The 24,489-nt window shown below is 45.8% G+C and carries 14 protein-coding genes and 1 pseudogene; 7 read left to right on the top strand and 8 right to left on the bottom strand.

Features of this window, described 5'->3' with window-relative positions; genetic code table 11:
* Positions 1 to 106 precede the first annotated feature (106 nt).
* From NDI42_RS19320 to NDI42_RS19310, 3 genes are all read right to left on the bottom strand, one after another.
* On the bottom strand, positions 107 to 919 hold the full coding sequence (locus tag NDI42_RS19320; RefSeq protein ID WP_242017544.1) for a Uma2 family endonuclease: 813 nt from the start codon (positions 917 to 919) through the stop codon (positions 107 to 109).
* Positions 920 to 1,014: 95 nt separating this feature from the next.
* Positions 1,015 to 1,218, bottom strand: coding sequence for a ChaB family protein (locus tag NDI42_RS19315; RefSeq protein ID WP_190452641.1), 204 nt, complete (start codon positions 1,216 to 1,218; stop codon positions 1,015 to 1,017).
* A gap of 132 nt (positions 1,219 to 1,350) precedes the next feature.
* A complete protein-coding gene (locus NDI42_RS19310; protein ID WP_190452640.1) occupies positions 1,351 to 1,890 on the bottom strand; it encodes a hypothetical protein in 540 nt (179 codons plus the stop codon).
* A gap of 369 nt (positions 1,891 to 2,259) precedes the next feature.
* Between NDI42_RS19310 and NDI42_RS19305 the strand changes: the two genes are divergently transcribed.
* Positions 2,260 to 5,877 carry a diguanylate cyclase gene (locus NDI42_RS19305; RefSeq protein WP_190452638.1) on the top strand — a complete coding sequence of 1,206 codons (3,618 nt, stop codon included), beginning with the start codon at positions 2,260 to 2,262 and terminating at the stop codon, positions 5,875 to 5,877.
* 203 nt (positions 5,878 to 6,080) lie between these two features.
* Positions 6,081 to 7,259 (top strand): ferrochelatase, encoded by a 1,179-nt coding sequence (locus NDI42_RS19300; protein WP_190452695.1) that lies wholly within the window; start codon positions 6,081 to 6,083, stop codon positions 7,257 to 7,259.
* Between the two features lie 185 nt (positions 7,260 to 7,444).
* Here NDI42_RS19300 and NDI42_RS19295 read toward each other — a convergent pair whose 3' ends face one another.
* Complete coding sequence (locus NDI42_RS19295) at positions 7,445 to 7,990, bottom strand: NADPH-dependent FMN reductase (protein WP_190452631.1); 546 nt, start codon at positions 7,988 to 7,990, stop codon at positions 7,445 to 7,447.
* A 335-nt stretch (positions 7,991 to 8,325) separates the two neighbouring features.
* On the opposite strand from NDI42_RS19295, the gene ftsH reads away from it, so the two are divergent.
* Positions 8,326 to 10,260, top strand: a complete 1,935-nt coding sequence (gene ftsH / locus NDI42_RS19290) for an ATP-dependent zinc metalloprotease FtsH (RefSeq protein ID WP_190452629.1) — start codon at positions 8,326 to 8,328, stop codon at positions 10,258 to 10,260.
* A gap of 211 nt (positions 10,261 to 10,471) precedes the next feature.
* On the opposite strand, the gene NDI42_RS19285 is transcribed toward ftsH, so the two are convergent.
* Entirely contained in the window at positions 10,472 to 11,197 is a 726-nt protein-coding gene (locus NDI42_RS19285; protein WP_190452620.1) for a M23 family metallopeptidase, read from the bottom strand.
* A gap of 194 nt (positions 11,198 to 11,391) precedes the next feature.
* Between NDI42_RS19285 and NDI42_RS19280 the strand changes: the two genes are divergently transcribed.
* Complete coding sequence (locus NDI42_RS19280; protein ID WP_190452618.1) at positions 11,392 to 11,775, top strand: hypothetical protein; 384 nt, start codon at positions 11,392 to 11,394, stop codon at positions 11,773 to 11,775.
* Positions 11,776 to 11,790: 15 nt separating this feature from the next.
* On the opposite strand, the gene NDI42_RS19275 is transcribed toward NDI42_RS19280, so the two are convergent.
* Positions 11,791 to 13,071 carry a glycosyltransferase family protein gene (locus NDI42_RS19275; RefSeq protein WP_190452617.1) on the bottom strand — a complete coding sequence of 427 codons (1,281 nt, stop codon included), beginning with the start codon at positions 13,069 to 13,071 and terminating at the stop codon, positions 11,791 to 11,793.
* Positions 13,072 to 13,271: 200 nt separating this feature from the next.
* Positions 13,272 to 17,459: a CheR family methyltransferase gene (locus NDI42_RS19270; protein ID WP_190452615.1), complete on the bottom strand. Its 4,188-nt coding sequence runs from the start codon at positions 17,457 to 17,459 to the stop codon at positions 13,272 to 13,274.
* Between the two features lie 796 nt (positions 17,460 to 18,255).
* Between NDI42_RS19270 and NDI42_RS19265 the strand changes: the two genes are divergently transcribed.
* The 3 genes and pseudogenes from NDI42_RS19265 to NDI42_RS19255 form a co-directional block, all read left to right on the top strand.
* Positions 18,256 to 22,230: a magnesium chelatase subunit H gene (locus NDI42_RS19265; protein ID WP_190452613.1), complete on the top strand. Its 3,975-nt coding sequence runs from the start codon at positions 18,256 to 18,258 to the stop codon at positions 22,228 to 22,230.
* An 85-nt stretch (positions 22,231 to 22,315) separates the two neighbouring features.
* Entirely contained in the window at positions 22,316 to 22,891 is a 576-nt protein-coding gene (locus NDI42_RS19260; RefSeq protein ID WP_190452609.1) for a Uma2 family endonuclease, read from the top strand.
* A 20-nt stretch (positions 22,892 to 22,911) separates the two neighbouring features.
* Positions 22,912 to 23,118: pseudogene (locus tag NDI42_RS19255) on the top strand (cobaltochelatase subunit CobN); the annotation flags it as partial.
* A gap of 94 nt (positions 23,119 to 23,212) precedes the next feature.
* On the opposite strand, the gene NDI42_RS19250 reads toward NDI42_RS19255, so the two are convergent.
* Complete coding sequence (locus NDI42_RS19250) at positions 23,213 to 24,391, bottom strand: tetratricopeptide repeat protein (RefSeq protein ID WP_313930837.1); 1,179 nt, start codon at positions 24,389 to 24,391, stop codon at positions 23,213 to 23,215.
* Positions 24,392 to 24,489: the final 98 nt, after the last annotated feature.

Below are 24,489 nucleotides of genomic sequence, written 5' to 3'. Positions count from 1 at the left end.
CCCCTTAAAAAAGGGGTAAAATTTGGGGGATTTTGTATTGAGTAGATATAAATTAACGAGAGCGATCGCGCTGAGAAGAGATGAGGATGCGATCGCTAACTTCTACCTATTCCAACCGATCTGGATCAATATTCAACTCACGTAGTTTTGCTGCTAGCCGTTCAGCCCGCTGCTGGGCGACGGCGGCTTCAGCTTGGGCGACGGCTACTTCCTGCTGGATAGCGATTACTTCCTCCTGGGCTTCCTCACCCGGAGTTAGAATTAACTCTCCAGATGCTGTAAACCACCTTAACCAAGTTCGTTCGATATTTTCATAGCTACCTTGCCACAAACCTAAACTTAGCTCTAACTGAGGAATTAATAAACGCCCATTGGTCAATTCGGTACGTTCGTAAGCACCAGCCACCAGACGAAATGCCTGCATTTCCTTCGTATAGCCACTGGAAACAATGTAATAAGGAACGCGCAAAATCTGTTCGTAAACTTGCCATTTAGTAGGTGGCTTTCCTCTATCAGAAACAGGGCGACCTAAATCTTCATCCTCGGTGCTTGGCGACAATAATTCAACGACAACAAACGGACTGACCTGTTCTTGCCATAGAACGTAGCTTAAGCGCAATTTGTCCCCATCGTAGAGTCTGGGAACTCCCAAAACGGCAAACCAATCTGGGCGTTTATACCAATTGGGATGGCGAAGATCGTAATAAATATTCAGATCGGCACCGACAAAAATTTCCTCTGGGTCAAAGTTAGCAGGCTTGAAAGTTTGTCTCAACAGCGGCGGCTGATATCCGTGATATTCGTCTGGCAAACCCGGTTCCTCTGGATCTTCGCTAGGTAGATCGTACATTGTTGGCAATGTCAGCCTGGGTGAAAGAGGCGGATCGGTTTGTGGTGGTAAGCGACTGGTGTTAGTCAAAGTCAATCTCTTGGGTGTATAACTTTATTGAAATATGCCACACAGCTAATATTTTTATACTAAATTAGTGGCAGCGATCGCTTTCACGTCTCTTTCTATTCTGGCTTCTTGAGCCAGTTACCATCGTCTCCTTTTTCATAATCACGTTTCACGGCACTCCAAGCAACTTTAAAGGCAGTTTCTTCCTCTTTGTATTCTTCATTAGCATTATTAAATGCTGCCAAGAAAATCTCTTGGGCGTGTTTGGGTAGGTGATTTTTTACGGAATCTGGTAATTCCTCAATTTGTTGATAAGGCATAGATACTACTTTCCTGATTAATCTCATACCAGGTTGATTTTATCAGAGCCAAAATTCATACCTCTCAAGGCTTACTTTCAAGAGGGTGTAGTAGCGAGGAGGTATTGCTGTCAGCAAATTGCTTGTAAACTACTACTCATTGCCGTAACGTTGCAACAAGCAAGTTAAAAACTCAGCTGCTGTTGTGTATCTTCGCGTTTGGGTACTACTACCTGAACTTACTCGCCAACCTTGTGCAGTTTCAGGCGATCGCCATAATTCTAAATGCTCCACTGACGGATCGGCATAGAAACTATCTTCCCCGGTTCCCAGTACAGCGGAACTCCAGTGAGTAAAGTAATCGTGGCTGATTCGGTGAATCGGAAAATTGCCACTTAAAGGAACACCCCAGCCATCTACAGCAATAAAAGCCTTTACGCTTCTTCCCGATAGCTGCCACATCCAAGCTGCGCCAATGGCACCTACAACACCAGCACTAAAACTGATAAATACTACCGGAGAATTTACCGAACTTTTCCATAAAAACTGGAATATGTCAATAGCTGAATAAGCTGGGTAGTCGTGAGCCGGAAAAATCAATAAATTTTGATTTGAACCTTCCCATCGCAACCCTTTTAAGAAGCCTTCAGTCAGTTCTGGCTCGTGGATTCCGGGACAAATGATTAGGCTCATTAATTTAATCTAAAATTGACTGTATATAAAGCATCTACCCTAAGATAGAAAAAGAATAAAACTTTTAGATTATTTGCAGCGAGGTTGCTCTGGGTAGTTTGTTAGGCGATTACTCCGTATATCGCTAGACACAGTATTAAAAAGCAAAAGGAAAAAAATAATTCTTCACTTTTTTCTTTCTCATGCTGGTTTTTCAATGTCTAGCCTAATACAGGGCTTTTTAGCTATATAAACTGCAAAAAATCGCGATGTTGCTTGGATTTATTAAGTAATGCTAACGCTGCGATCGCGCTACTGGCTAGGTGGGAACCCTAATATTAAAGATTTCAAGAAGATACTATTAAGTAATTATGAAGTAGCGGGGCTGAAATGAGTGCAGTGGTACGCAAATGGCTCTTAGCAGTAACTGGGTTTTCACCGGAGAAAGGCGATCGCTCCCAGTTTTTCGGTCGCCTTAGCATCGCTGTCGATCCTCGATACAGTCTCAGAGTCCGCTTGGGTTTGGCAGTTGGTGGCATTACCCTGATACTGTCGATCTTGCAAAGTGTCACCGTCAGCCAACTTACTAGCGCCAGAATAGAAGCTGAGGCGGGTAATGCCTTAGTCGAGTTAGCGCACCAGATTACAGATAAGCTGGATCGGGGGATGTTCGAGCGCTACCGGGATATTCAGAATATCGCCACACTCCACACACTGCGAGATTATGCGACGCCATCAGAGGAGATGCGAAGTTTCCTAGAAAAGCTGCAAAGCACCAATCCTAACTATGCCTGGATTGGTCTTGCTGACACCTTGGGAATTGTCCAAGTTAGTACGGGAAAATTGCTGGAAGGCAAAAACTCTCAACAACCTTGGTTTCTCAAAGGGCAGAAATTACCTGATGTAGCCGATTTGCATAAAACAGCGCTGGCTAAGTTGCTACCCAACTTTAATGGCGAATCCCTGAGCGTTGTAGATGTAGCCGCACCCGTGACCGATTTTGAAGGTAATTTCAAAGGTGTATTGTGCGCTCATCTAAGTTGGGAATGGGCTAGAGAAGTTCGCAACTGGCTGTCGGCGCTACAAAGCCGTTCCCAGGTAGAGATGCTGATTTTAAGTCAAAATGGCACCATGTTGTTAGGTTCGCCAAAGTTACAGGGGCTACAGATGAAACCCAAAAACTTTGACCCAGAACGTTATGGTGAGAACCGCTATCTAGTTGAAACTTGGGCAGATGGTAAAACTTATATAACTGGTTTTGCTCGCTCTCAGGGCTACTTGAACTATCCTGGCTTGGGTTGGGTGGTGCTGGTGCGGCAGAAAACTGATATTGCGTTTGCGCCAGCGCGTCAGTTGCAACAACAGATATTGATCGGGGACATGGTGTTTGGCGTCGTGTTGGCGATATTTGGCTGGATGGTGGCTGGAAAGATTGTCGATCCAATTTTAGCGATCGCATCCGCCTTACACCGCATCCGTCTGGGCGATAAAATCCAAATACCAGTACGCCAAGGAAATGATGAAATTGCCTTGCTCTGGCAATCTTTAAGTCAACTGCTCCAAAAGGTCACAGAACAAGAAAACCAACTCGTTGCGAGTAACCAGCTGCTGCATTTAGAATTAAGCGATCGCGCCAAAGCAGAAGTCGTACTGCAACAGAGTGAAGAGCAGCTGAGATTAGCCCTAGAAGCAGCCCGCATAGGGATTTGGGACTGGAATATCCTCACCGACAAAATTACTTGGTCTGATAATTATGCACTGCTATTCGGGCTGGAAGCAGGAACATTTAATGGCACCTATGAAGCTTTCAATGAATGCGTTCATCCTGAAGACCGCGAAAGCATCACCCAAGCCCTAAACAGATGCGTGAAAGCCAAAGCAGACTACGAACAGGAATTTCGTGTCATCTGGCGCGATCGCAGCATCCACTGGATAGAAGCCAAAGGACAATTTTTCTACGATAGCGGCTTCCAGGCGGTGCGGATGGTTGGCACAGTCATGGATATCACCCGACGAAAGCAGACAGAATCGAATCTGCAAAAAGCCAAAGACGAGCTAGAGTTCAAAGCCATAAAGCGTAACGAGGAATTGAGCCAAGCCAACGAAGAGTTGCAACTCAAACTCTTCGAGCGCCAACGCACACAAAAAATGTTACAAGATCAGGCACAACTGCTCGATCTGGCTCACGATGCCATCCTAACTTTAGATTTGAACTTTAATCTCACCTTTTGGAATCGTGGCGCAGAAAAAATGTATGGTTGGACAAAACAAGAAGCTTTAGGAAAGGAAAGCTATAAATTACTGCAAACGCAATTTCCCAAAGGGTTGCCTGAAATCCAAGCCAAGCTATTACGAGAAGGACGCTGGGAAGGTGAACTTATCCAGACCAAACGGGATGGTACAACTATCGTAGTTGCTGGACGTTTGGCAATTCAACGGGATTTGCACGGCAATCCGATAAAAATTCTGGAAATCAACAGTGACATCACAGCTACTAAGCGAAGCGAAGACGCGCTAATAGCTTCCGGTGTTCGTCTGGCAGGAATTTTGGATATTGCTGAAGATGCGATTATCTCAGTAAATCAAAGCCAGCAAATTACATTATTCAATCAAGGCGCGGAAAAGATTTTTGGCTACACTGCTAATGAAGTTTTAGGAAAACCGCTTAGCTTGCTGTTGCCAGAAAGTTTTGCAGATGCTCATCCTCAAGACCTGGCGCAATTTTTCCAATCTGAGAGTGTGGCAAGGAAAATCGGCGATCGCCGCGAGATTTTTGGTTGTCGCAAAAATGGTACAGAGTTCCCTGCTGAAGCTTCAATTTCCCAACTGGAATTAGGCAGCGAAAAAATATTTACTGTAATTTTGCGCGACATCACTGAACGTAAGGCCTCAGAAGAAGCCTTGCAGGAAGCTAACACTGAGTTACGTAGCTGGGTAAAGGAATTAGAATCTCGCAACCGAGAAATCGCCTTGCTTGGAGAAATGAGCCATATTCTACAAACTTGCTTAAGTATTGAAGAAGCTTATAGCGCGATCGCTGGATTAGTCCAACCCTTATTTCCTAATTTCTCAGGTGGGGTATTTGTGATTAATTCCTCAAAACAAATAGTTGAGGCTGTTGCTACCTGGGGAGATTCAACGTTTACTAGCCAGCTTTTGTTCACGCCTAATGAATGTTGGGCGCTACGACGTGGGCGATCGCATTTGTTTGAATGCGATCATCGTGGTTTGCGCTGCAAGCACAGATTGGGGATTGGGCTAGATCAAGCCAGGCGCACCAACACCGAGGAGAATTACTCCCAATCCCCAATCCCCAATCCCCAATCCCCAATCCCCCCTGCATCTCTATGCGTCCCGATGATGGCACAGGGGGAAGCCTTGGGCGTACTGTATTTGAGTTCTCAAGCTTTGGGACAATTCACCCAAGCCAAACAACAGTTAGCCACAACAGTTGCTGAACACATTGGGTTGGCGTTGGCAAACTTAAAACTGCACGAAGCTCTCAAGCAGCAGAGTATCCGTGACACTCTTACTGGTTTATATAATCGCCGTTACTTGGAAGAATCTCTGGAACGGGAGATTAGCCGCGCTGAGCGCAAACAGCAATCACTGGGAATCATTATGATCGACGTTGACCACTTTAAGCACTTTAACGACACCTTTGGTCACGAAGCAGGTGATACTGTGCTGAGAGAACTTGGCGTATTTTTGAAAAGTCATACCCGTGGTTCAGATATTGCCTGTCGTTACGGCGGTGAGGAGCTAACGCTGATTCTGCCAGAAGCATCTTTAGAGGCTACCAGAGAACGAGCCGAAGCTATCCGGGAAGGAGTTAAGCACCTAAATTTACAAAATCGCCGTCAGAGCCTTGGTTCTATTACCCTATCAATAGGGGTAGCAATTTTCCCCACACATGGCTTGACAGGTTCCGCGGTGATTCGAGCAGCTGATGCGGCTTTATATCGCGCTAAACAACAAGGACGCGATCGCGTTCTTTGTGCCTCGTAAAGCATAAATCTTCCCAACGATGAATCGCCCCAGCAAAACTTGCTGGATTATTATTTAATTACTGAATTATTTAACCTAATCCCCCCCTAGGGGATGTTAAGCTAGATTATGAGTGGCACTTTGAGGGCAATGAAGCTGTAAAACAATGCGCTTTGCCAAAGTCCACTCTAAAGAAAGAAAATATTCCTTTGGAGGAATGCGACTTGGTTGCCACCCCTGAAAAACTGCAACAAACACCGAACGCTCAACAAGGTACAGACAAAGTAGCCGTCTTGCTAATGGGTTACGGAGAAGTTGAAAGTTACGAAGATTTCGCCAACTACAACGAACAAGCTTTAAATCTACTCACCGCCAAATTTGCCCCAGTTCCCACCTGGATGTATCCGCCAATTGCCAAGATTTTGGCAATTTTTGACTTGCACGAGTGGGATCATCAGCACGGTAATTTTATTTCCCCCCACAACGCCATTTTTGAAAAACAGCGGGCTGGGATAGAGAAAAATTTACAGGAAAAATGGGGCGATCGCGTCCAAGTTTTCAAAGCCTTTAACTTCTGCGCCCCCTTCCTACCCGAACAAGTCCTCACAGAAATCAAAGCTCAAGGATTTGACAAAATCCTGATCTACCCCCTATTAGTAGTAGATTCCATCTTCACCAGCGGCATCGCCGTCGAACAAGTCAACAACGCCCTAGTCAATCTCGCTGATGGCAGTGAACACTGGGTCAAAGGACAGCGTTACATCCCCTCCTTCTACAACGAAACCGCCTACATCGATTTGCTAGCCAATCTCGTAGAAGAGAAAATTGTTCGCGACTTGGCAGTAGCGCATCTGCCCTCGCAAACAGGGATCGTGTTGATGAACCACGGTTGCCCCCACAAAGCCAAAGGCTTTACATCAGGTATTGTCGAAAGTCAAGCCCTGTACGACAAAGTACGGGACAAACTGATGAACAAATATCCGCTGATTTCAGTGGGCTGGCTCAACCACGACACGCCCCTAATTGAATGGACTCAGCCTGATGCTAAGCAAGCGGCTCTTAACCTAATTCAGCTAGGGGCAACATCACTTGTCTTCATGCCGATAGGCTTTGCCACAGAAAATCACGAAACTCTGTTAGATGTAGACCACATCCTGCACGGGTTGCGTCGTCGCCATCCGCACGTTACCTACGTGCAAATGGAGTGCGTTAACGACAATCCCGAATTCTTAAAGATGGCGGCAGATTGGGCAAATCCTCAAATTGAGGCTTTACTCTCAGAGCAAGCACTTTCCGTAAATCCTCAGATGGCAGCAGTGCAAGCTCATACCCATAGCGGTCATCACCACGGTCACGATCACGACCATCAGCACGGTCATAATCACGACCATCACCACCACTAAGCCATTCTCTCATTCCCAGGCTGAGCCTGGGAATGATTTAGCTTAAGCTCTGCTTCACTTGCAAGGCTTTGAGAGTTATGTAGTTTGGCTGATTACATTCACAAAAGAACCTCACCCCGCCAGAGCCATAGACTCTAGCTGCTCTCTCCGAAAAACGGAGAGAGCCTGGGGGTGAGGTTCTTAGGTTAGGCAACGTTTCGGAGTTTTTGGGTGTTTTCTACTAAACTCTGAGCAAACTCATCGAATCTCTGGGATAGTTTCTCATCCAGCAACTTGCCATCTGGGCTGAAGGCTTTCCAAGCTTGTCCAATTGCAATTTGCTCTGGAATTACCCAAGCATGAACCCAACGCATAATCAGCCGCAGATCGTTGAGAGCGTTGCTGTTGACTTGCCCGCCCAATACACTAATTAAACCAACAACTTTGTCGCTCATCTGGTCGAAGCTCATCAAGTCCAAGGCATTTTTCATCACACCACTGAGACTGCCATGATACTCAGGGGTCGCCAAAATTATGCCATCGGCCTCGGCTACCGCCTTTTGCAAACGCTCAACATCCGGAAAGCCGGGATATTCTTTTTCCCCGTTGCAGAACGGCAACTGCATCTGTCGCAAATCGAGAATTTCTACTGAAGCTCCCAAAGCTTGCACCCGCCCAGCGGCTAAATTCAAAGCCTGCTGGCTCTGGGATGCAGGTCTTAAACTCCCGCCAATTCCAACTATTTTGACCATATTCGCCTCTACTAGGGTTAAAAACTGATTTGAATAACAGCAAAAATATTTAACTAAACTCCAGCATATGCTGTATTAAATTTCATCTGCATATCGACCGCTAAGATCAAGCCAAAATAAATCGAAGTCGTAATGACTACATTTAAGATAGCTGATTTAAGCGAACTTTGTCAATGAGTCCGTCAAACAAAGCGGATCGGTTAGCACTCACGGCTGTAATAGAGAAAGTTAAACTAGATTGTAGAAAGGTTAACTCAACTGCTGAATCAGGTATATTTCTCAGGAAATCCAGCAAGTGAGAGGTTCAGTCAAAGCAGCAGGCAAAGGGCATTTGTATGAAAAACAATTCCTCAATGAGAGCATGGACAGGGCAAGAACAACCAAAAAATTCTAAGGAGAATCGTGCTAAGAAGCCGAAACGCTTCTGGCAACTTGCCGCAGGTTTGATGATTTTTCAGGGGATGTTGTTGGGTTCCCCAGCCCTTGCCAAGGTAGAGCAGAACACCCTCAGTTATGGCGACCTGTTGCAGAAAATTGATGCCAACCAAGTCACCAAAGTAGAAATTGACCCAGCAACCAAGATTGCTAGGGTGACATTAAAGGGGCAAAGCTCCACAGCTCCGCGTCAAGAGGTGATGCTGTTCGAGCAAAATCCAGAGTTGATTGAAAGACTCCGCGATAAAAACATTGACTTGGATGTACAACCGTCTGGGGATAACGCGGCTGTTTTGGGGGTGGCGGCAAATTTACTTTTGCTGTTGTTCTTAATGGCAGTTTTAATGTTCGTTTTCCGTCGTTCTAGCAATTCCTCTGGTCAAGCGATGAACTTTGGCAAATCCAGAGCTAGATTCCAGATGGAGGCGAAAACAGGAATCAAATTTGACGATGTAGCTGGGATTGAAGAAGCCAAAGAAGAACTAGAAGAAGTTGTCACTTTCCTGAAGCAACCGGAACGGTTTACAGCAATAGGTGCGAGAATTCCCAAAGGAGTGCTGTTAGTAGGCCCTCCGGGAACGGGTAAGACTTTATTGGCAAAAGCGATCGCCGGCGAAGCTGGAGTCCCATTTTTCAGCATCTCTGGATCTGAGTTTGTGGAAATGTTTGTCGGCGTTGGTGCATCCCGCGTCCGCGACTTGTTTAAAAAAGCCAAGGAAAACGCCCCTTGTTTAATCTTCATCGATGAAATTGACGCTGTAGGACGGCAACGCGGCACAGGTATCGGCGGCGGTAACGACGAGAGGGAACAAACCCTCAACCAGTTGCTGACCGAAATGGACGGCTTTGAAGGCAACACTGGGATTATTATTATTGCTGCCACCAACCGTCCCGATGTACTAGATTCGGCATTACTGCGTCCGGGACGCTTTGACCGCCAAGTAATAGTAGACTACCCGGATCTGAAAGGACGACGGGAAATTTTGGATGTACACGCCCGCAACAAAAAAATCGCTCCGGAAGTATCCTTAGAAGCGATCGCTCGTCGTACCCCAGGTTTCACAGGTGCTGATTTAGCCAACCTGCTCAACGAAGCCGCCATTTTAACGGCTCGTCGCCGGAAAGAAGCCGTTTCAGAACTAGAAATCAACGATGCCATAGACCGGGTGGTAGCTGGCATGGAACGAACACCCTTGGTAGATGGCAGGAAGAAGCGTCTGATTGCTTATCACGAGGTTGGTCACGCAATCGTCGGCACCCTGAGTCCCCACCACAACCCTTTAGAGAAAGTCACCATACTGCCTCGCGGGCAAGCTTTGGGGCTAACTTGGTTTACTCCTGCCGAGGAGATAGGTTTGGATTCCAAATCTCAAATTCTCTCCAGCATTACTGCTACCTTAGGCGGGAGAGCAGCAGAGGAAATCATCTTTGGCAACGATGAAGTAACTACTGGAGCGGGTAACGACCTGGAGAAGGTGACGGAACGAGCGCGACAGATGGTGACACGGTTTGGAATGTCCGAGCTTGGGCCTGTGGCGCTAGAAAGTCCGAATGGAGAAGTATTTTTAGGTCGAGATTGGGGGAACCGCAGCGAGTATTCGGAGGAGATTGCAGCTCGGATTGATGGTCATGTCCGTTCAATTGTTGACCATTGCTACAAAGAAGCTTGCCGGATAATTCTGGAAAACCGCTCCTTGATAGATATGCTCGTGGATCTGCTGTTAGACCACGAAACCATTGAAGGCGATCGCTTCCGTCAGATCGTTGATGAATACATCCAAAAGCGTAAGCAAGAGCTAGTGCTTCCCTCCGCTCCTTTAAAAGAGAGCGTGTAGAAAAAAGAAAAAAAAAGAAAAAGGTTCTCTTTTAATCTATTTTTCTTTCGCCGTTGAGTCTAATACACACCTAACCCCCTTCCCTTTCCTTCAAGGGAAGGGGGTTAATTTTAAAGCCTCTCCCGTGAAAAAATTCTTCCTTAACCCTCTCCTCTAAGGAGAGGGTTAAGAACACGCCAAAACTGTAGTACCCCATCCACGAGCCACTTCACTAATCTATGGTGCGTCGCCCCTGAGAGCTACCCCAAGACGGCTGTCCTGTGAATTGCTCAGAGAAACCCTGAGCAAATTGCTGAGTGGTGCCTGGTTGTTGAGAGTACATAGCTCGGAGAACCTGGGCAGGATCTACATAGTTATTAGCGTACTTTAAGCCCCAATGCAGGTGGGGGCCAGTGGTACGCCCAGTCATACCTATACGACCAATCCGTGCCCCTGCGGGGAGCTGTTGACCTTGCCAAATTATGATGCCACCGCCACGATCTATTACATAACGGTTGCCATTGGCAGTTCCTACACTCCCTTTCAGGTGACAGTAGACGTGCTGCCATTGCCCAGATTGGATCTTAATTAAGGTGCCGCAGGCGGTATGGTCTGAGACTTCCACGACGTAACCTGCCCACCAATTGCGGATGTAGCTGCCTTCTGGCCCAGCAATGTCTAAACCGCGATGAAATTCCCAACCAGAAGCGTCAGTGGGAGAACGGCGGTAGCCAAAGCCAGAAGTGTAGCCTTTAAAATTTTCGACAGGGAAAGATGCACCTTGCCAACTACTGCGAGTTAATACTGAATTTGTTCTAATTTCCCTCGCCTCAACTTTCTCCTCCTGAAGTTCTACTGCTGGCATTAACCCAATTAAACTCAGCCCTAGAAAAAGTAGAAGAAATATGGGACGCAGAAAGCGGTTTTGGAGATTCGGTGGCGTTGGCGCTTGCTGCATTAATTCGCTCCTCGACTGCTTAAATAAGTTACACACAACGGTGTATTTTGCCAAAAAAAATCAAAGATCGTGGTGTATTCTACTCTAGATTGCAGCTCTGTCAAGCCTCCCAGTAGAGGGGTATTGGCTATTTCGCGAGATTCTTTAATTTTGTTAAAATTCCTAAAAGTGAAAAATATAATGCTTTAAAACTCATGCTGACTGAAATTTTACCTTTTAGATTCGCTCTCGATGCGACTGCGATCGCTGGTGCCTCTTTATGGTCGTTAGCTTTATATCTAGGTTTCTCTCCAGCCAGTGAATGGGTTACAGAACAACTAAATCGCTGGTTTAACTTTGCTGAGCGATCGCTATACACTTCTAATGAGGAATTTGAAAGAACTCGTAAGGGTAGAGAATCACAAAACGCTTTTTATGCTTCCATTTTGAGCATTGTACCTTTTTTAATTGTTGGTGCCGCCTGCAATTACGGTGTGGAAATCGGTTTAGGACGCAGCTGGGCAATTAGTATGGGAATACTAGCTTGTATGAGTTGTGGCGTTTATGAACTAGGTCGAAGAGATGGGAAATCTTCTTAAAATAGGGAGCAGTTATTAACTTATAACTCCTAGCTCTTGACAAACTAAAGTTGCTAGTTTTTCCGCAGCACCAGGTTGACCGCGAAGACTTTTGAGGCGATCGCGCATTTGTTGTAATTTTTCCGGGTGGTTAAGATAATCTAAAGCCAGTGCTGCCACCTCTGCTGCTTGTAGTCTGCCTACCAATTCTGGCACTACCTGCGATTTCGCCCAGAGATTAGGCCAAGCATATAAACGCCCCTGTTTCATTACCTGTTTCATTATTATCCAGTTGATCGCTTTGGCAAAACTGGAACCTAATAGTGGCAAGTTGGCGAGTAACCCAGGCAAACCATCCCAGCTTCGCATGGCATCAAGTTGTTGAGTTGGCAGTAAAACGATCATTGGTACTGCTAAGGCACCGAGTTCAGCGGTGTTGGCTCCCACGGTGGTAAAACATAGCGAACATTGGGATAATAATTCGTAAGCAGGCGATCGCGTCCACAATTGCACCCGCAATCCAGCCTCTGTCTTGAAATATGGCAACTCTGGCGGTTCCGGTACGATAAGCTTGGCTGAAGAACCTTTCACCAGTTCAATTACTGGGTTTTGGTCTTTGTCAGCAAATCTAGATAAAGTTGATAAATCTAAAGTAGGAGCAACAGGAATTACAAATTGAGTTTGGGGACGTTGTTTGTGGATGTTTTCTGCGATCGCTAAACACAAAGGCACACCTTGAGCTAGTTTAGCCGCTTTCGATCCTGGAAGTAATCCGATAAGTTCCGGACTGAGTAAAAATGAGGCAGTATAAGAGTCTTCTTTGCCTTCTTGAGATACGTCTGCCATTAAATCCCCGACAACAGTAAATTTATCGGCATATTTTTGAGGAACTTTGGCGATAATCTCTGGTTTCATCGCACCAAATTTGTCAATCCAGCCCTGCCAACGAGCTTCCCATTCCGCATAGACAACGGTACGATAATTTAAGCGTTTGCCAATCGCTACGGCAAAAAATTGATCGCCTCCTAAAAAGACTACTACACCGCAATCGCGCCATTCCCAATTTTCGGCAGTCTTTCCCCAAAGCAAAAACTTTAAAAAATGATCTGCTCCCTGTACGCGGTCTACTTCTGGATAGGAGAGTGCGATCGCTGCTTCTTTTCCGGTAGCATGAGTACAAGGCGACAATACAACAGAAACCCGCACCTTTTCTCGCTCATCTCCCAACTGTCCTCTTAAACGTCGCACAACTGGACGCACCCAGGTTGCCAACTCCCCAGGCCCATTTGAGAGGATTAAAATATCCACGAGTTGCACTAATTTCTTTCCTACTTAATGAGTCAAAAAACCCAATTTTAAACTATAGCAATTCAAGGGTTGGGTGAGATACATCTGTAGGGACATGGCATTGCCATGTTCCTAACGTTGGTGGCGAAAACAAAATAACCGCGATGTATTCCACCCAACTGAGAAACGCTATATTCTTTATCTTATGCAAGCAGAGACAGGACACCTGCCTATGCACTGGTATTTCTAGTTACAACCAAGTTCGCCACCGTGAATATCAGTTGTGAAGGATCGATTGGTTTAGCCAGATGTGCTTGAAAACCAGCCGCAATCGCCTGTTGACGATCCCGATCGCTAGCATAGGCAGTTAACGCGGCGGCTGGGATTTGTCCTCCGGTTTCCGCGTCAAACCCTCTGACTTGACGAATCAACCAGTAGCCGTCGTTCTCTGGCATACCAATATCGGATAACAGTACATCATATCGGTTGGGTGTTTTGGTTAGCGAGGCGATCGCTTCTTTAGCTGAGGTAGCCACTCCAACTTCGGCTCCCGCATTTTCCAAGATCCACGTTACAAAATTACAGATATCCGAATCGTCATCAACAACCAGGATCTGCAAACCACCTAAAGATGGAACTGCATCACTCGGTACATCAGGTTCCACTGGCTCCAATTGGCTCGGCGGAAGTGATCGCAGAAGCAACCTTACCGTCATCGTCGTTCCCTGTGCTTCACCGAGGCTTTCTGCTTGTACCGTGCCGCCATGTAGTTCCACAATATTCCAAACAATCGACAAGCCCAAACCCAGCCCTTGAGTCGCTTTGCTGCTGCTGGCATCGCCTTGACGAAAGCGATCGAATACATAAGGTAGCAACTCAGCCCCAATGCCTCGCCCTGTGTCGCAGACTCGGATCTGAGCGTGATTTTGCACAGATGTTAGCGTCACTTCCACGCGCCCACCGGATGAAGTGAACTTAATTGCATTAGTGAGGAGATTCCAGAGAACTTGCTGCAAGCGATCGCTATCTCCCACAATGAGCGCCGAGTCCAACTGCGAAGTAACTTGAATGTTTTTGGTTTCTGCTGCCAATTGAATAGACTCAATCGCCGCATTTACTATCAAAGCTAGATCGAGCGGACGAGTGTTTAATTGTAGCTTTCCACTGTTAATCCTCGAAACATCAAGGAGATCCTCGATTAACTGAGATTGCGCTCTGGCACTCCGCTCGATCACCTCCAGGGCGCGAGTGACTGTGGCTTCATCTAACTTTTTTTTACTCAGAAGTTGCGCCCAACCCAGGATCGTATTAAGCGGGTTACGGAGTTCGTGAGAGAGATTGGATAAAAAATCATCCTTACTTTGATTGGCGGTTTCTGCCTGTTGACGCGCTGACTGCTCCTGGACGAGTAGCTGTGACTTTTCTGCCTCAAACTGCTTCTGTTGGCTGATGTCTTCAATCGCCAGCAAAAGCATTTGGACATCCCCAGCTTGCAAAATTCTACAAGCAGTAAGCCGCACAGTTTTTTGTCCAATTTGTTCAAAGCAATGCTCGACTTCAAAGTTTGCAATCGGCGTGTCATTAGCAAAAGTATCTTCTAGGAGCGATCGCATTGTCGGCAAATCCCACTGACCATTCCCGATCTCAAAGATCGAAGACTGAATAGTTTCCAGTGATGAAACCTGAAACGTTTCATAGAACGATCGATTCGCTCGGTTCACCCGCAACTTATTATCCAGCACCAGCAAAGGCATTTGTACCGTTTCCACGATCGCTTCTGCATACTTCCGAGCCGTTTCTAGGGTTGTAGCACTGCGTTTAAGAGCATCAATATCAATTAACACCACCACTGCCCCATCAATCCGGTTTTCTGTGGTGCGGTAGGGACGAATGCGGAGGTTATACCAATATCCTGCCTGGGTTTGAACTTCTAGCTCCTTTGGACTCAAGGTTTCAATCACCTCTAAAATCAAAGGTTCTAAATCAGGAAGCTCAAGAGTAGTTCTGATATCGCTAAAGGGTCGTCCAACATCAGTAGGAATGAAATTGAATAATTTTTGCGCCATTGGCGTGAAGCGTCGAACCCTCAAATCGTTGGTCAGCATCAAAATTGGGATGTGACTACTGGCAAGCAAATTGATCAGATCGTTATTGACAGCGTGTAATTCCAAGTTTCGACTGCGAAGTTCTTCATTGGTTGTCTGTAGTTCTTCGTTGGTCGCTTGAATCTCTTCTTTAGCTGTTTCTAGTTCTTCATTGGTACTTTGCAACTCCTCATTGCTCGACAATATTTCCTCATTGGCAACTTTCAGGTCTTGGTTTGTATGCTCCTGCTCTTGGAGGGCGGCTTGCAGATACTCATGAGCCGCTGCCTGTTCTTGAATTGCCGTTGCGAGTTCTTGCTTCAGTCGCCCAATCTCCTGCTCTAAATCATTCTGCTCTAAATCTTCAGGAGCAATCGGGTTGAGGTGGCGAATGGGGGCGGTTGCTTCTTCAAATAGAACTAAAAAATAGCGCTCTTGGGCAATGTCATTCTTAAAGGGAATTACCTCAATATTGACAAATTTTGAGCGATCGCCATCTACCATTTGTAACCCTTCCTTTCTCACCAGTACATCTTGCTGTTGTGCTTGATATACGGCGGTGCGTAGCCCAAGGAGCAAATCGTCTTGCACCATTTTCAATACGTTAAAGCTTGGCGTTCCTGATGGCAGTCGGAGGTAGAGATCGGTCTTTCCCCGAAGTTGCAGAACATCCATTTTCTCATTAATCACCACACCCACTGGAGTATAGCGATTCAAGATCAGTTGGTCGGTTTCTTTTTGTAAGTTAAAATTATCCTTTGTAATCTCATTTATCCGCTTCGGGCTATCCATTATTGACACTGGATGCTGGCTTGTGACAAAGGAAAAAATGGGTCGAGCGACAGTTAGCTTCTTGGCATAAAATCTGTACTTTCTATCAATTAAAGTAAACAAGCCTGAGAATTTACCCGTGCTTTCTGAAGTACCTAGCCAGAGAAATCCTCTGGCGTTGAGACTGTAATGGAAGCTCGGCATCACCCGTTGTTGCAACGCCTCTCCTAGATAAATCAGCACATTGCGACAGCTAACCAGATCCAAATTAGAAAAAGGCGGATCGCTGCCCAAGTCTTGTCGAGCAAATATACACAGTTCGCGGACAACTTTACTAATTTGATAACCGCCATTCTCTAACTTATTAAAGAAGCGTTGTCGGCGTTCTGGTGACACCTCCACCATCTGATTTTCTTGATAAACACCAGACCTCGCTTTGTTAATCGCTGTCTCGCTGATGTCCGTTGCAAAAATCTGAATGGGCTGACGGCTAGTATCTCGCAAAAACTCCAGCAAGCAAATAGCGATTGAGTAGACTTCTTCCCCCGTCGAACATCCCGCTACCCAAATCCGAATCGGAGCATCCTCTGATTTATTTTGGGTAATCGTCGGAAAGACTTGCTCCTTCAATTGTTGAAACGCTTCCGAGTCGCGGAAAAAACTGGTGACATGAATCAGAATTTCTTCATAGAGTGCCTTGACTTCAGCCGGATGGTCTTTAAGATACTGAGCGTAATCCTCTAGCCGTTCTAGCTTGTATAACAGCATTCGTCGCTGCATTCGTCGAGCTAATGTATTGGGCTTGTAGTCGCTAAAGTCAACGCCTGTTGACGATTTCAGGAGCGCAAAGATGATCGATAGGACATCTTCACTTTGAGAAAAATTGTCAACCGAGATAGGTGAAGACCGATGAGCAATTAAGGGATGGCGACTGAGCTTTGCCAGTTCTTCGGCAATTTTTTGGGGAGGTAGAATGAAATCGACATTACCCGTTGCTACAGCCGTATTCGGCATACTGTCAAATTTTGCCGTTCCTTCACACTGAGCAAAGGTCACGCCGCCTGCTGCTTTGATCTCTGTTAGTCCTAGCGATCCGTCTCCATCACCTCCAGATAAAACCACAGCGATCGCTTTCGTCCCTCTCTCGGTGGCAAGTGACGTAAAGAAGGCATCACCTGGCATATATTTCCCTAGCACCTTCTCACGAGGCGCGAGTTGCAGCATCCCTTGAGACAAAATCATTTTGGTGTTTGGCGGAATTATGTAGACTTGATTCGGTTCTACAGCCACACCGTTTTTCACTTCGCTCACAGGCATTTTAGTCTCCCTCGCTAAAATCTCAGTCAGCAGACTTTTGTGGTCAGGAGATAGATGCTGAATCAGCACAAATGCCATGCCTGTATCTATGGGTAAATGCCTGAGCAAGTCTATAAATGCTTCTAGTCCACCAGCAGAGGCAGCCATCCCAACGATGGGAAATAAAACATCGTCTTGCTGTTCTGTATCAGACGCTTTACCAGTAGATTCGGATGTAGGTTGCTCAAAGGGCTGATTAGAGGTCATAATAATCCGTCACCAAGATGGTTACAGCAGATAAAGTTGATATTTTATTTCTGTTTACTGACTTGAGCCATCAACAGAAAATTTTTAATAGCAACCGTTACTAAATAGGACAGCATAGTTGTTTGTACTATGCGTCAGCTTCTACTTGTAATACATCAAATCCTTGTACTGCATGGGTTACGCAATGCGTAACCCATGCAGTTTTTTAATTAAAACTACCTATTTAAAAGTTTAATAAAATTTTTTGGGGGTATAAAAAGCAAATAAATGACAATTCTTAGACCATTTTTCTGGAGTTTACCTTCATTATCTTTAATTAATCAGTCTTTCATTTTCTCTAGGAAAACTAGCACCATCGCACATCAATAGGATTTTTTTTCAAGTATTCAATAAACTTTTATTCTCATTATATGCTATGTACGCACTAATAATAAACTCTTAAGTTGCACACCGCGTTATTTATCTTCACTTTTATAGTTGTTATCAAAAAAAATAAAAAATATATCACTTGGTAAAAAATGTCAATTATTTATCAAATATTTTTACAATAAATAAGTATTCCACTCAGCTAAATATGTAGAAATGTAAAGAAAAATGGCGTTTTTTTTATCAAATTGTGTCAGATAAACGCCAAAAGCCCCACAGTGTAAGCATCTTCTGCTAAAAATGCTGATGTGCCTACTTTTAGCAATTAACGATTTTGCGATTGGGAGGGGATTATTGCCTATCCTGCCCTAGAGCTAAAAGATCGAGCATTCCTGAAGAAGAGAACACCGTATCATTGGAGCCTAAGCGAATGTTCACTCACGTCAAGTCCACCATTCGCCACATTTCCCCGGACAACCTGAGGGGGCGATCGCTACTCAAGGTGGTCTATGTCGTGCTAGAGCCACAGTACCAGAGTGCCATCTCAGGAGCGGTTCGCTCAATTAACAAGAACCACCCCGACTTAGCGGTTGAAATCAGCGGATATCTGCTGGAAGAACTGCGAGATCCTGAGAACTACGAGGGTTTTAAGCAAGAGGTCGCTGCGGCGAATATCTTTATCGCTTCGTTGATCTTTATAGAAGACTTAGCGGATAAAGTTGTAGCGGCGGTGGAACCACACCGAGACAACCTTGATGTTGCCGTAGTATTTCCCTCAATGCCCCAAGTGATGCGCCTGAACAAGATGGGCAGCTTCTCGATGGCGCAGCTGGGACAATCGAAGAGTGCGATCGCGCAATTCATGCGAAAGCGCAAGGAAAAATCCGGCAGCGGCTTCCAAGATGGGATGCTGAAGCTACTGCAAACTCTGCCCAAAGTCCTGAAATACCTGCCAATGGACAAAGCGCAGGATGCCCGAAACTTCATGCTTAGCTTCCAATATTGGCTAGGCGGTTCTCAGGAAAACCTGGAGAACTTCCTGCTGATGCTGGCGGATAAATACGTTTACAAAGGTGAGCAAAAGCTGAAGTTTCAGGAACCAGTAACCTATCCTGACATGGGCATCTGGCATCCCCTCGCACCACAAATGTTTGAGGATGTCAAGGAGTATCTTAACTGGCACAGCAGCCGCAGAGATATATCCAACGATATCAAAGATCCTTTGGCACCCTGTGTTGGCTTAGTGCTACAACGCACTCACTTGGTCACAGGCGATGATGCCCATTATGTGGCAATGGTGCAGGAACTAGAAGCGATGGGCGCACGGGTAATTCCCGTTTTTGCTGGAGGTTTAGATTTTGCCAAGCCAATTGAGGCTTATTTCTACGATCCATCTGCCAAGACACCGCAGGCGATAGTAGATACGGTGATATCTCTTACCGGGTTTGCTCTCGTGGGTGGCCCCGCCAGACAAGATCATCCGAAAGCCATTGATGCGCTGAAAAAATTGAATCGTCCCTACATGGTGGCTTTACCCTTAGTCTTCCAAACTACCGAAGAATGGGAAGATAGCGACTTGGGACTGCATCCAATTCAAGTGGCGTTGCAGATTGCGATTCCGGAACTGGATGGAGCGATTGAACCGATTATATTATCGGGAAGGGATGGAGCGACCGGGAAAGCGATCGCACTCCAAGACCGAATTGAAGCGATCGCTCAACGCGCTTTAAAATGGGCTAACCTGCGCCGCAAGCCAAAACTTGGTAAGAAAATTGCTATTACCGTCTTCAGCTTCCCACCTGATAAAGGCAACGTCGGTACTGCTGCTTACCTAGATGTATTTGGTTCAATTTATGAGGTGATGAAAGCCCTCAAGCAGAACGGCTACGACTTGCCCGAATTGCCAGATTCAGCAATGGCGTTGATGCAAGAAGTCATCCATGATGCTCAAGCACAGTACGCCAGTCCTGAGCTTAACATTGCCTATCGGATGTCAGTACCGGAGTATGAAGAACTTACACCGTACTCGCAACGCCTAGAAGAGAACTGGGGCGCACCTCCCGGACATCTCAACAGCGACGGGCAGAATTTGCTAATTTACGGCAAACACTTCGGCAATGTCTTTATCGGTGTTCAGCCTACCTTTGGCTATGAAGGCGATCCGATGCGGTTGCTGTTCTCCCGTTCTGCCAGCCCCCATCACGGTTTTGCCGCCTACTACACCTATCTGGAACGTATTTGGGAAGCTGACGCAGTGCTGCACTTCGGCACGCATGGATCGTTGGAATTCATGCCTGGTAAGCAGATGGGAATGTCTGGCGACTGTTACCCAGATAACCTGATTGGTTCTATTCCCAATCTTTACTACTATGCGGCGAATAATCCCAGCGAGGCCACAATTGCTAAGCGTCGCAGCTATGCGGAAACGATTAGCTATCTGACACCACCAGCAGAAAATGCCGGATTGTACAAGGGTTTGAAGGAATTAAGCGAGTTAATCGCCTCCTACCAAACTCTCAAAGATACCGGGCGAGGCGTGCAAATTGTCAACACCATTGTGGACAAGTGCCGTTTGGTGAATCTGGATAAGGATATCTCCTTGCCAGAGAAAGATGCTAAAGAGATGACCGCCGAGGAACGGGATACCTTAATTGGTTTGGTGTATCGTAGGCTGATGGAGATTGAATCGCGGTTGTTGCCCTGTGGCTTGCACGTCGTTGGGAAACCGCCGAGTGCAGAGGAAGCGATCGCTACCCTCGTCAACATCGCCTCTCTCGACCGCGCCGAAGAAGAAATCCTCAGCCTTCCCCGCATCATCGCCAACAGCATCGGACGCAACATTGACGACATCTACAAAAACAACGATCAAGGTGTCTTAGAAGATGTCCAGCTATTGCAGGATATCACCCTAGCCACCCGTGCCGCCGTTTCCGCCCTCGTCAAAGAACAAACCGACGCTGATGGTCGCGTTTCCCTAGTTTCTAAGCTGAATTTCTTCAACATGGGCAGAAAGCAGCCCTGGATTGAAACATTGCACGCAGCAGGATATCCCAAAATTGACGAAGCACAAATTAAGCCTTTGTTTGAATATTTGGAATTCTGCCTCCAGCAAGTTTGTGCCGACAACGAACTGGGTGCATTACTCAAAGGTTTAGAAGGCGAATACATCCTTCCGGGGCCAGGTGGCGACCCCATCCGCAACCCGGATGTCCTGCCTACTGGCAAAAACATCCACGCCCTCGACCCTCAATCTATCCCCACCGCAGCCGCAGTAAAATCCGCCAAAGTCGTTGTAGACCGACTTCTAGAACGGCAACGGGCGGAAACTGGTGCCTATCCCGAAACTATCGCCTGCGTCCTCTGGGGAACCGACAACATCAAAACCTACGGGGAATCCCTCGCCCAAATTATGTGGATGGTGGGCGTTAAACCCGTGCCAGATGCTTTGGGACGAGTCAACAAACTGGAGCTGATTCCCCTGGCTGAACTCGGTCGTCCCCGCGTTGATGTGGTCATCAACTGTTCTGGTGTCTTCCGCGACTTGTTCATCAATCAGATGAATTTACTCGACCAAGCTGTGAAAATGGCAGCAGAAGCCGATGAACCGCTATCGATGAACTTTGTCCGCAAACACGCCTTACAACAGGCGGAGGAAATGGGCATCAACCTGCGGCAAGCAGCAACTCGTGTTTTTTCTAATGCCTCCGGTTCTTATTCTTCTAATATCAACCTGGCAGTAGAAAACAGTACCTGGGAAAGCGAATCTGAGTTACAAGATATGTACCTCAGCCGCAAATCTTTCGCTTTCACCTCCGATAGTCCCGGCACAATGGAACAGTCGCGTCAGATTTTTGAAACCGCCCTGAAAACTGCTGAAGTGACGTTCCAAAACCTCGACTCTTCCGAGATTAGTCTTACGGATGTTTCCCACTATTTCGACTCCGACCCCACCAAGGTTGTCGCCACTCTACGCGGCGATGGCAAAACGCCAGCATCCTACATTGCTGACACCACCACCGCCAACGCCCAAGTCCGCACCCTATCTGAAACCGTCCGCTTAGATGCCCGTACCAAACTACTCAATCCCAAGTGGTACGAAGGGATGCTAAGTCACGGTTACGAAGGTGTCCGCGAACTCTCGAAGCGGCTAGTAAATACGATGGGTTGGTCTGCAACTGCTGGTGCAGTCGATAACTGGATTTACGAGGATACAAATACCACGTTTATCCAAGATGAAGAGATGCGGAAGCGGTTGATGAACCTCAATCCTCACTCCTTCCGCAAAGTTGTCGCAACCTTACTCGAAGTAAATGGTCGCGGTTACTGGGAAACCAGCGAAAGCAACTTACAAATGCTGCGCGAATTGTATCAGGAGGTCGAAGACCGGATTGAAGGAATAGAATAGTCGGTAACTGAAACCCATGTAGAGACGCGATTAATCGCGTCTCTACATGGGTTAAATAATCCAAAATCTAAACCCCAATGTCGGTATGACTGCCCTAACCGTTAACTTCAACCCCATTATTAAGCTCACAGATGAGCAATTTTTTCAGCTTTGCCAAGTAAATGAAAATCTAAGGTTTGAGCGCACAGCTACAGGGGAATTAATCATTATGTCACCCGCTGGGGGAGAAACAGGAAATCGCAACGCTGGACTAACTGCTCAACTTTGGATTTGGAACGAGCAAAATAAATGGGGTAAAGTTTTCGATTCCTCTACAGGTTTCAAACTCCCCAATGGTGCCAATCGTTCTCCTGATGCTGCTTGGGTGAAACTGGAACGATGGGATGCGCTAACTCAGCAGCAGAAAGAGAAATTTCCCCCCATTTGTCCTGATTTTGTCATTGAGTTACTTTCACCGAGTGATACTTTGAAAGTAGCTCAAGAGAAAATGAAAGAATACCGAGAGAATGGCACTATTTTGGGTTTGTTAATTAACCGCAAATCCAAGCAAGTAGAAATTTATCGCCAAGGTCAAGAAGTTGAAGTGCTGCAATCTCCTACTACTTTATCAGGAGAAAATGTTCTCCCTGGTTTTAACCTAAATCTCGAATCAATTTGGTAAAAATTAACAGATGAGCGACAAGTCAGAGAGTTGATGCCTTCGATAACTGGATTTCTAAAGATACTAACGCCACGTTCATTCAAGATGAAGAAATGCGTCAGTGGTTGATGAACCTTAATCCTTATTTCTTCCTCCAATTTGTTGCCACTTTATTAGAAGTCAACGGTCGCGGTTACTTGGAAACTAGCCAAAGCAATCTACAAATGTTGTGTGAATTGTATCAGTAGGTTGAAGACCGGATTAAAGGTATTGAATAAGCCAATACGTGACGAATAAGGTAGAGAGTAAGGAATACCCTGGCCCTACCTTATTCAGGGTTGGCTATTCTGCCCCTAATTGCGATAAACCTTTCCAACATTCTTGTGCCTGTGTCTCATCACCTAGTTCTTTGTAAATGCTGTAGCCCTGTCGATAATAAGAAATAGCTTCTGTATTACGACCCAAATTGTGAAAAGTTACACCAAGTAAATGAGATGCTTTGGCTTCTTCGCGACGATTATTTAGTTCTTGGGCAAGGCTAAGAGCAGATTGATAAAATCCCATTGCTTGAGGATACTGTTTTAGGGAGAAATATTCATTAGCAATGTTGTAAAGCAGATATTGTTCATTCTGCCTTTCACCTATATTGTGAAAAATGACTAAAGCTTGTTTTTCATATTCCAGGGCTTTCTGATATCTCCCTAGCTTATTATAAGCAGTTCCAATCCACCATAAAGCGTGAGCCTCGCCGCTTTTGTTACCCACCTCAGAGGCTATATTACTAGCCTTTTGGCTATATTCAATTGCCTGTTCAAGTTGGTGGGTTTCAAAAAATATCCCACACAGACTTCCTAATATATTACTTAATAATGCTTTTTCGCCAATTTCACTAGAAATTGTTAAAGCTCTTTCTAAAAGATCCCTGGCTTTCTGATACTGGCCCAAGCTTTTGTATGCTTGACCAAGATTTCTGAGACTACGTGCCTGAATATCTTTGTTGTTGACTTCAGTGGCAAGCTCAAGTGATTTTTCAGATAATTCAATTGCTTTTTCCCACTGCTGTATAAGTAAATAGATACCACCACTATTTGATAGTATCCCTGCCTGACTGTTAATATCATTAGTTTCATGAGCAATTACCAAACACTGTTGAGAGTAATCAAGTGATTGTTGATACTGCCCCAAAAACTGATAAACACCCCCTAGACCTTCCAATGCACTTATCTGCCAGCTGCGATCGTTTATTTCACAGCTAATAGCAAGTTGTTTCTGAAAACACTCAATCGCTTTTTGATACTGCCCTAGATAGCGGTAATTACCTCCCAATCCCCAAAATGCTGCGGCTTCAAGCATCCTATTTCCAGTGTCATGAGTAAGTTGCAGTAATTGCTCAAACTGGATGATAGAATCATTAAATTGACACAAATTCAAGTAATACCTACCTAGATGGTAGAGTGCCAATTCGTGCCATTCCTTAGCGCCAATCTGCTGAGATAGGGTAAGAACCTGACTGCCTGACACATCTTTGTAGATGCTTGGTAGATCAAGGGTGACAGGTTAATGAACGGATGCGAGAGAACCAAATCTGGTCATAGAAATCATGCTCAGCCCGTTTAGAT

This window comes from Funiculus sociatus GB2-C1 (genome assembly GCF_039962115.1).
GTDB lineage: Bacteria > Cyanobacteriota > Cyanobacteriia > Cyanobacteriales > FACHB-T130 > Funiculus > Funiculus sociatus.
Note: the sequence above shows the minus strand (reverse complement) of the source record. Positions and strands in the feature narration are given on the sequence as shown.

Bases quoted from the DNA above. Each gene is read 5' to 3' on its own strand.
- ftsH (WP_190452629.1), top strand. From the start codon at position 8,326: ATGAAAAACAATTCCTCAATGAGAGCATGGACAGGGCAAGAACAACCA.
- NDI42_RS19315 (WP_190452641.1), bottom strand. From the start codon at position 1,218: ATGCCTTATCAACAAATTGAGGAATTACCAGATTCCGTAAAAAATCAC.
- NDI42_RS19285 (WP_190452620.1), bottom strand. From the start codon at position 11,197: ATGCAGCAAGCGCCAACGCCACCGAATCTCCAAAACCGCTTTCTGCGT.
- NDI42_RS19310 (WP_190452640.1), bottom strand. From the start codon at position 1,890: ATGAGCCTAATCATTTGTCCCGGAATCCACGAGCCAGAACTGACTGAA.
- NDI42_RS19260 (WP_190452609.1), top strand. From the start codon at position 22,316: ATGACTGCCCTAACCGTTAACTTCAACCCCATTATTAAGCTCACAGAT.
- NDI42_RS19305 (WP_190452638.1), top strand. From the start codon at position 2,260: ATGAGTGCAGTGGTACGCAAATGGCTCTTAGCAGTAACTGGGTTTTCA.
- NDI42_RS19270 (WP_190452615.1), bottom strand. From the start codon at position 17,459: ATGACCTCTAATCAGCCCTTTGAGCAACCTACATCCGAATCTACTGGT.
- NDI42_RS19295 (WP_190452631.1), bottom strand. From the start codon at position 7,990: ATGGTCAAAATAGTTGGAATTGGCGGGAGTTTAAGACCTGCATCCCAG.
- NDI42_RS19280 (WP_190452618.1), top strand. From the start codon at position 11,392: ATGCTGACTGAAATTTTACCTTTTAGATTCGCTCTCGATGCGACTGCG.
- NDI42_RS19265 (WP_190452613.1), top strand. From the start codon at position 18,256: ATGTTCACTCACGTCAAGTCCACCATTCGCCACATTTCCCCGGACAAC.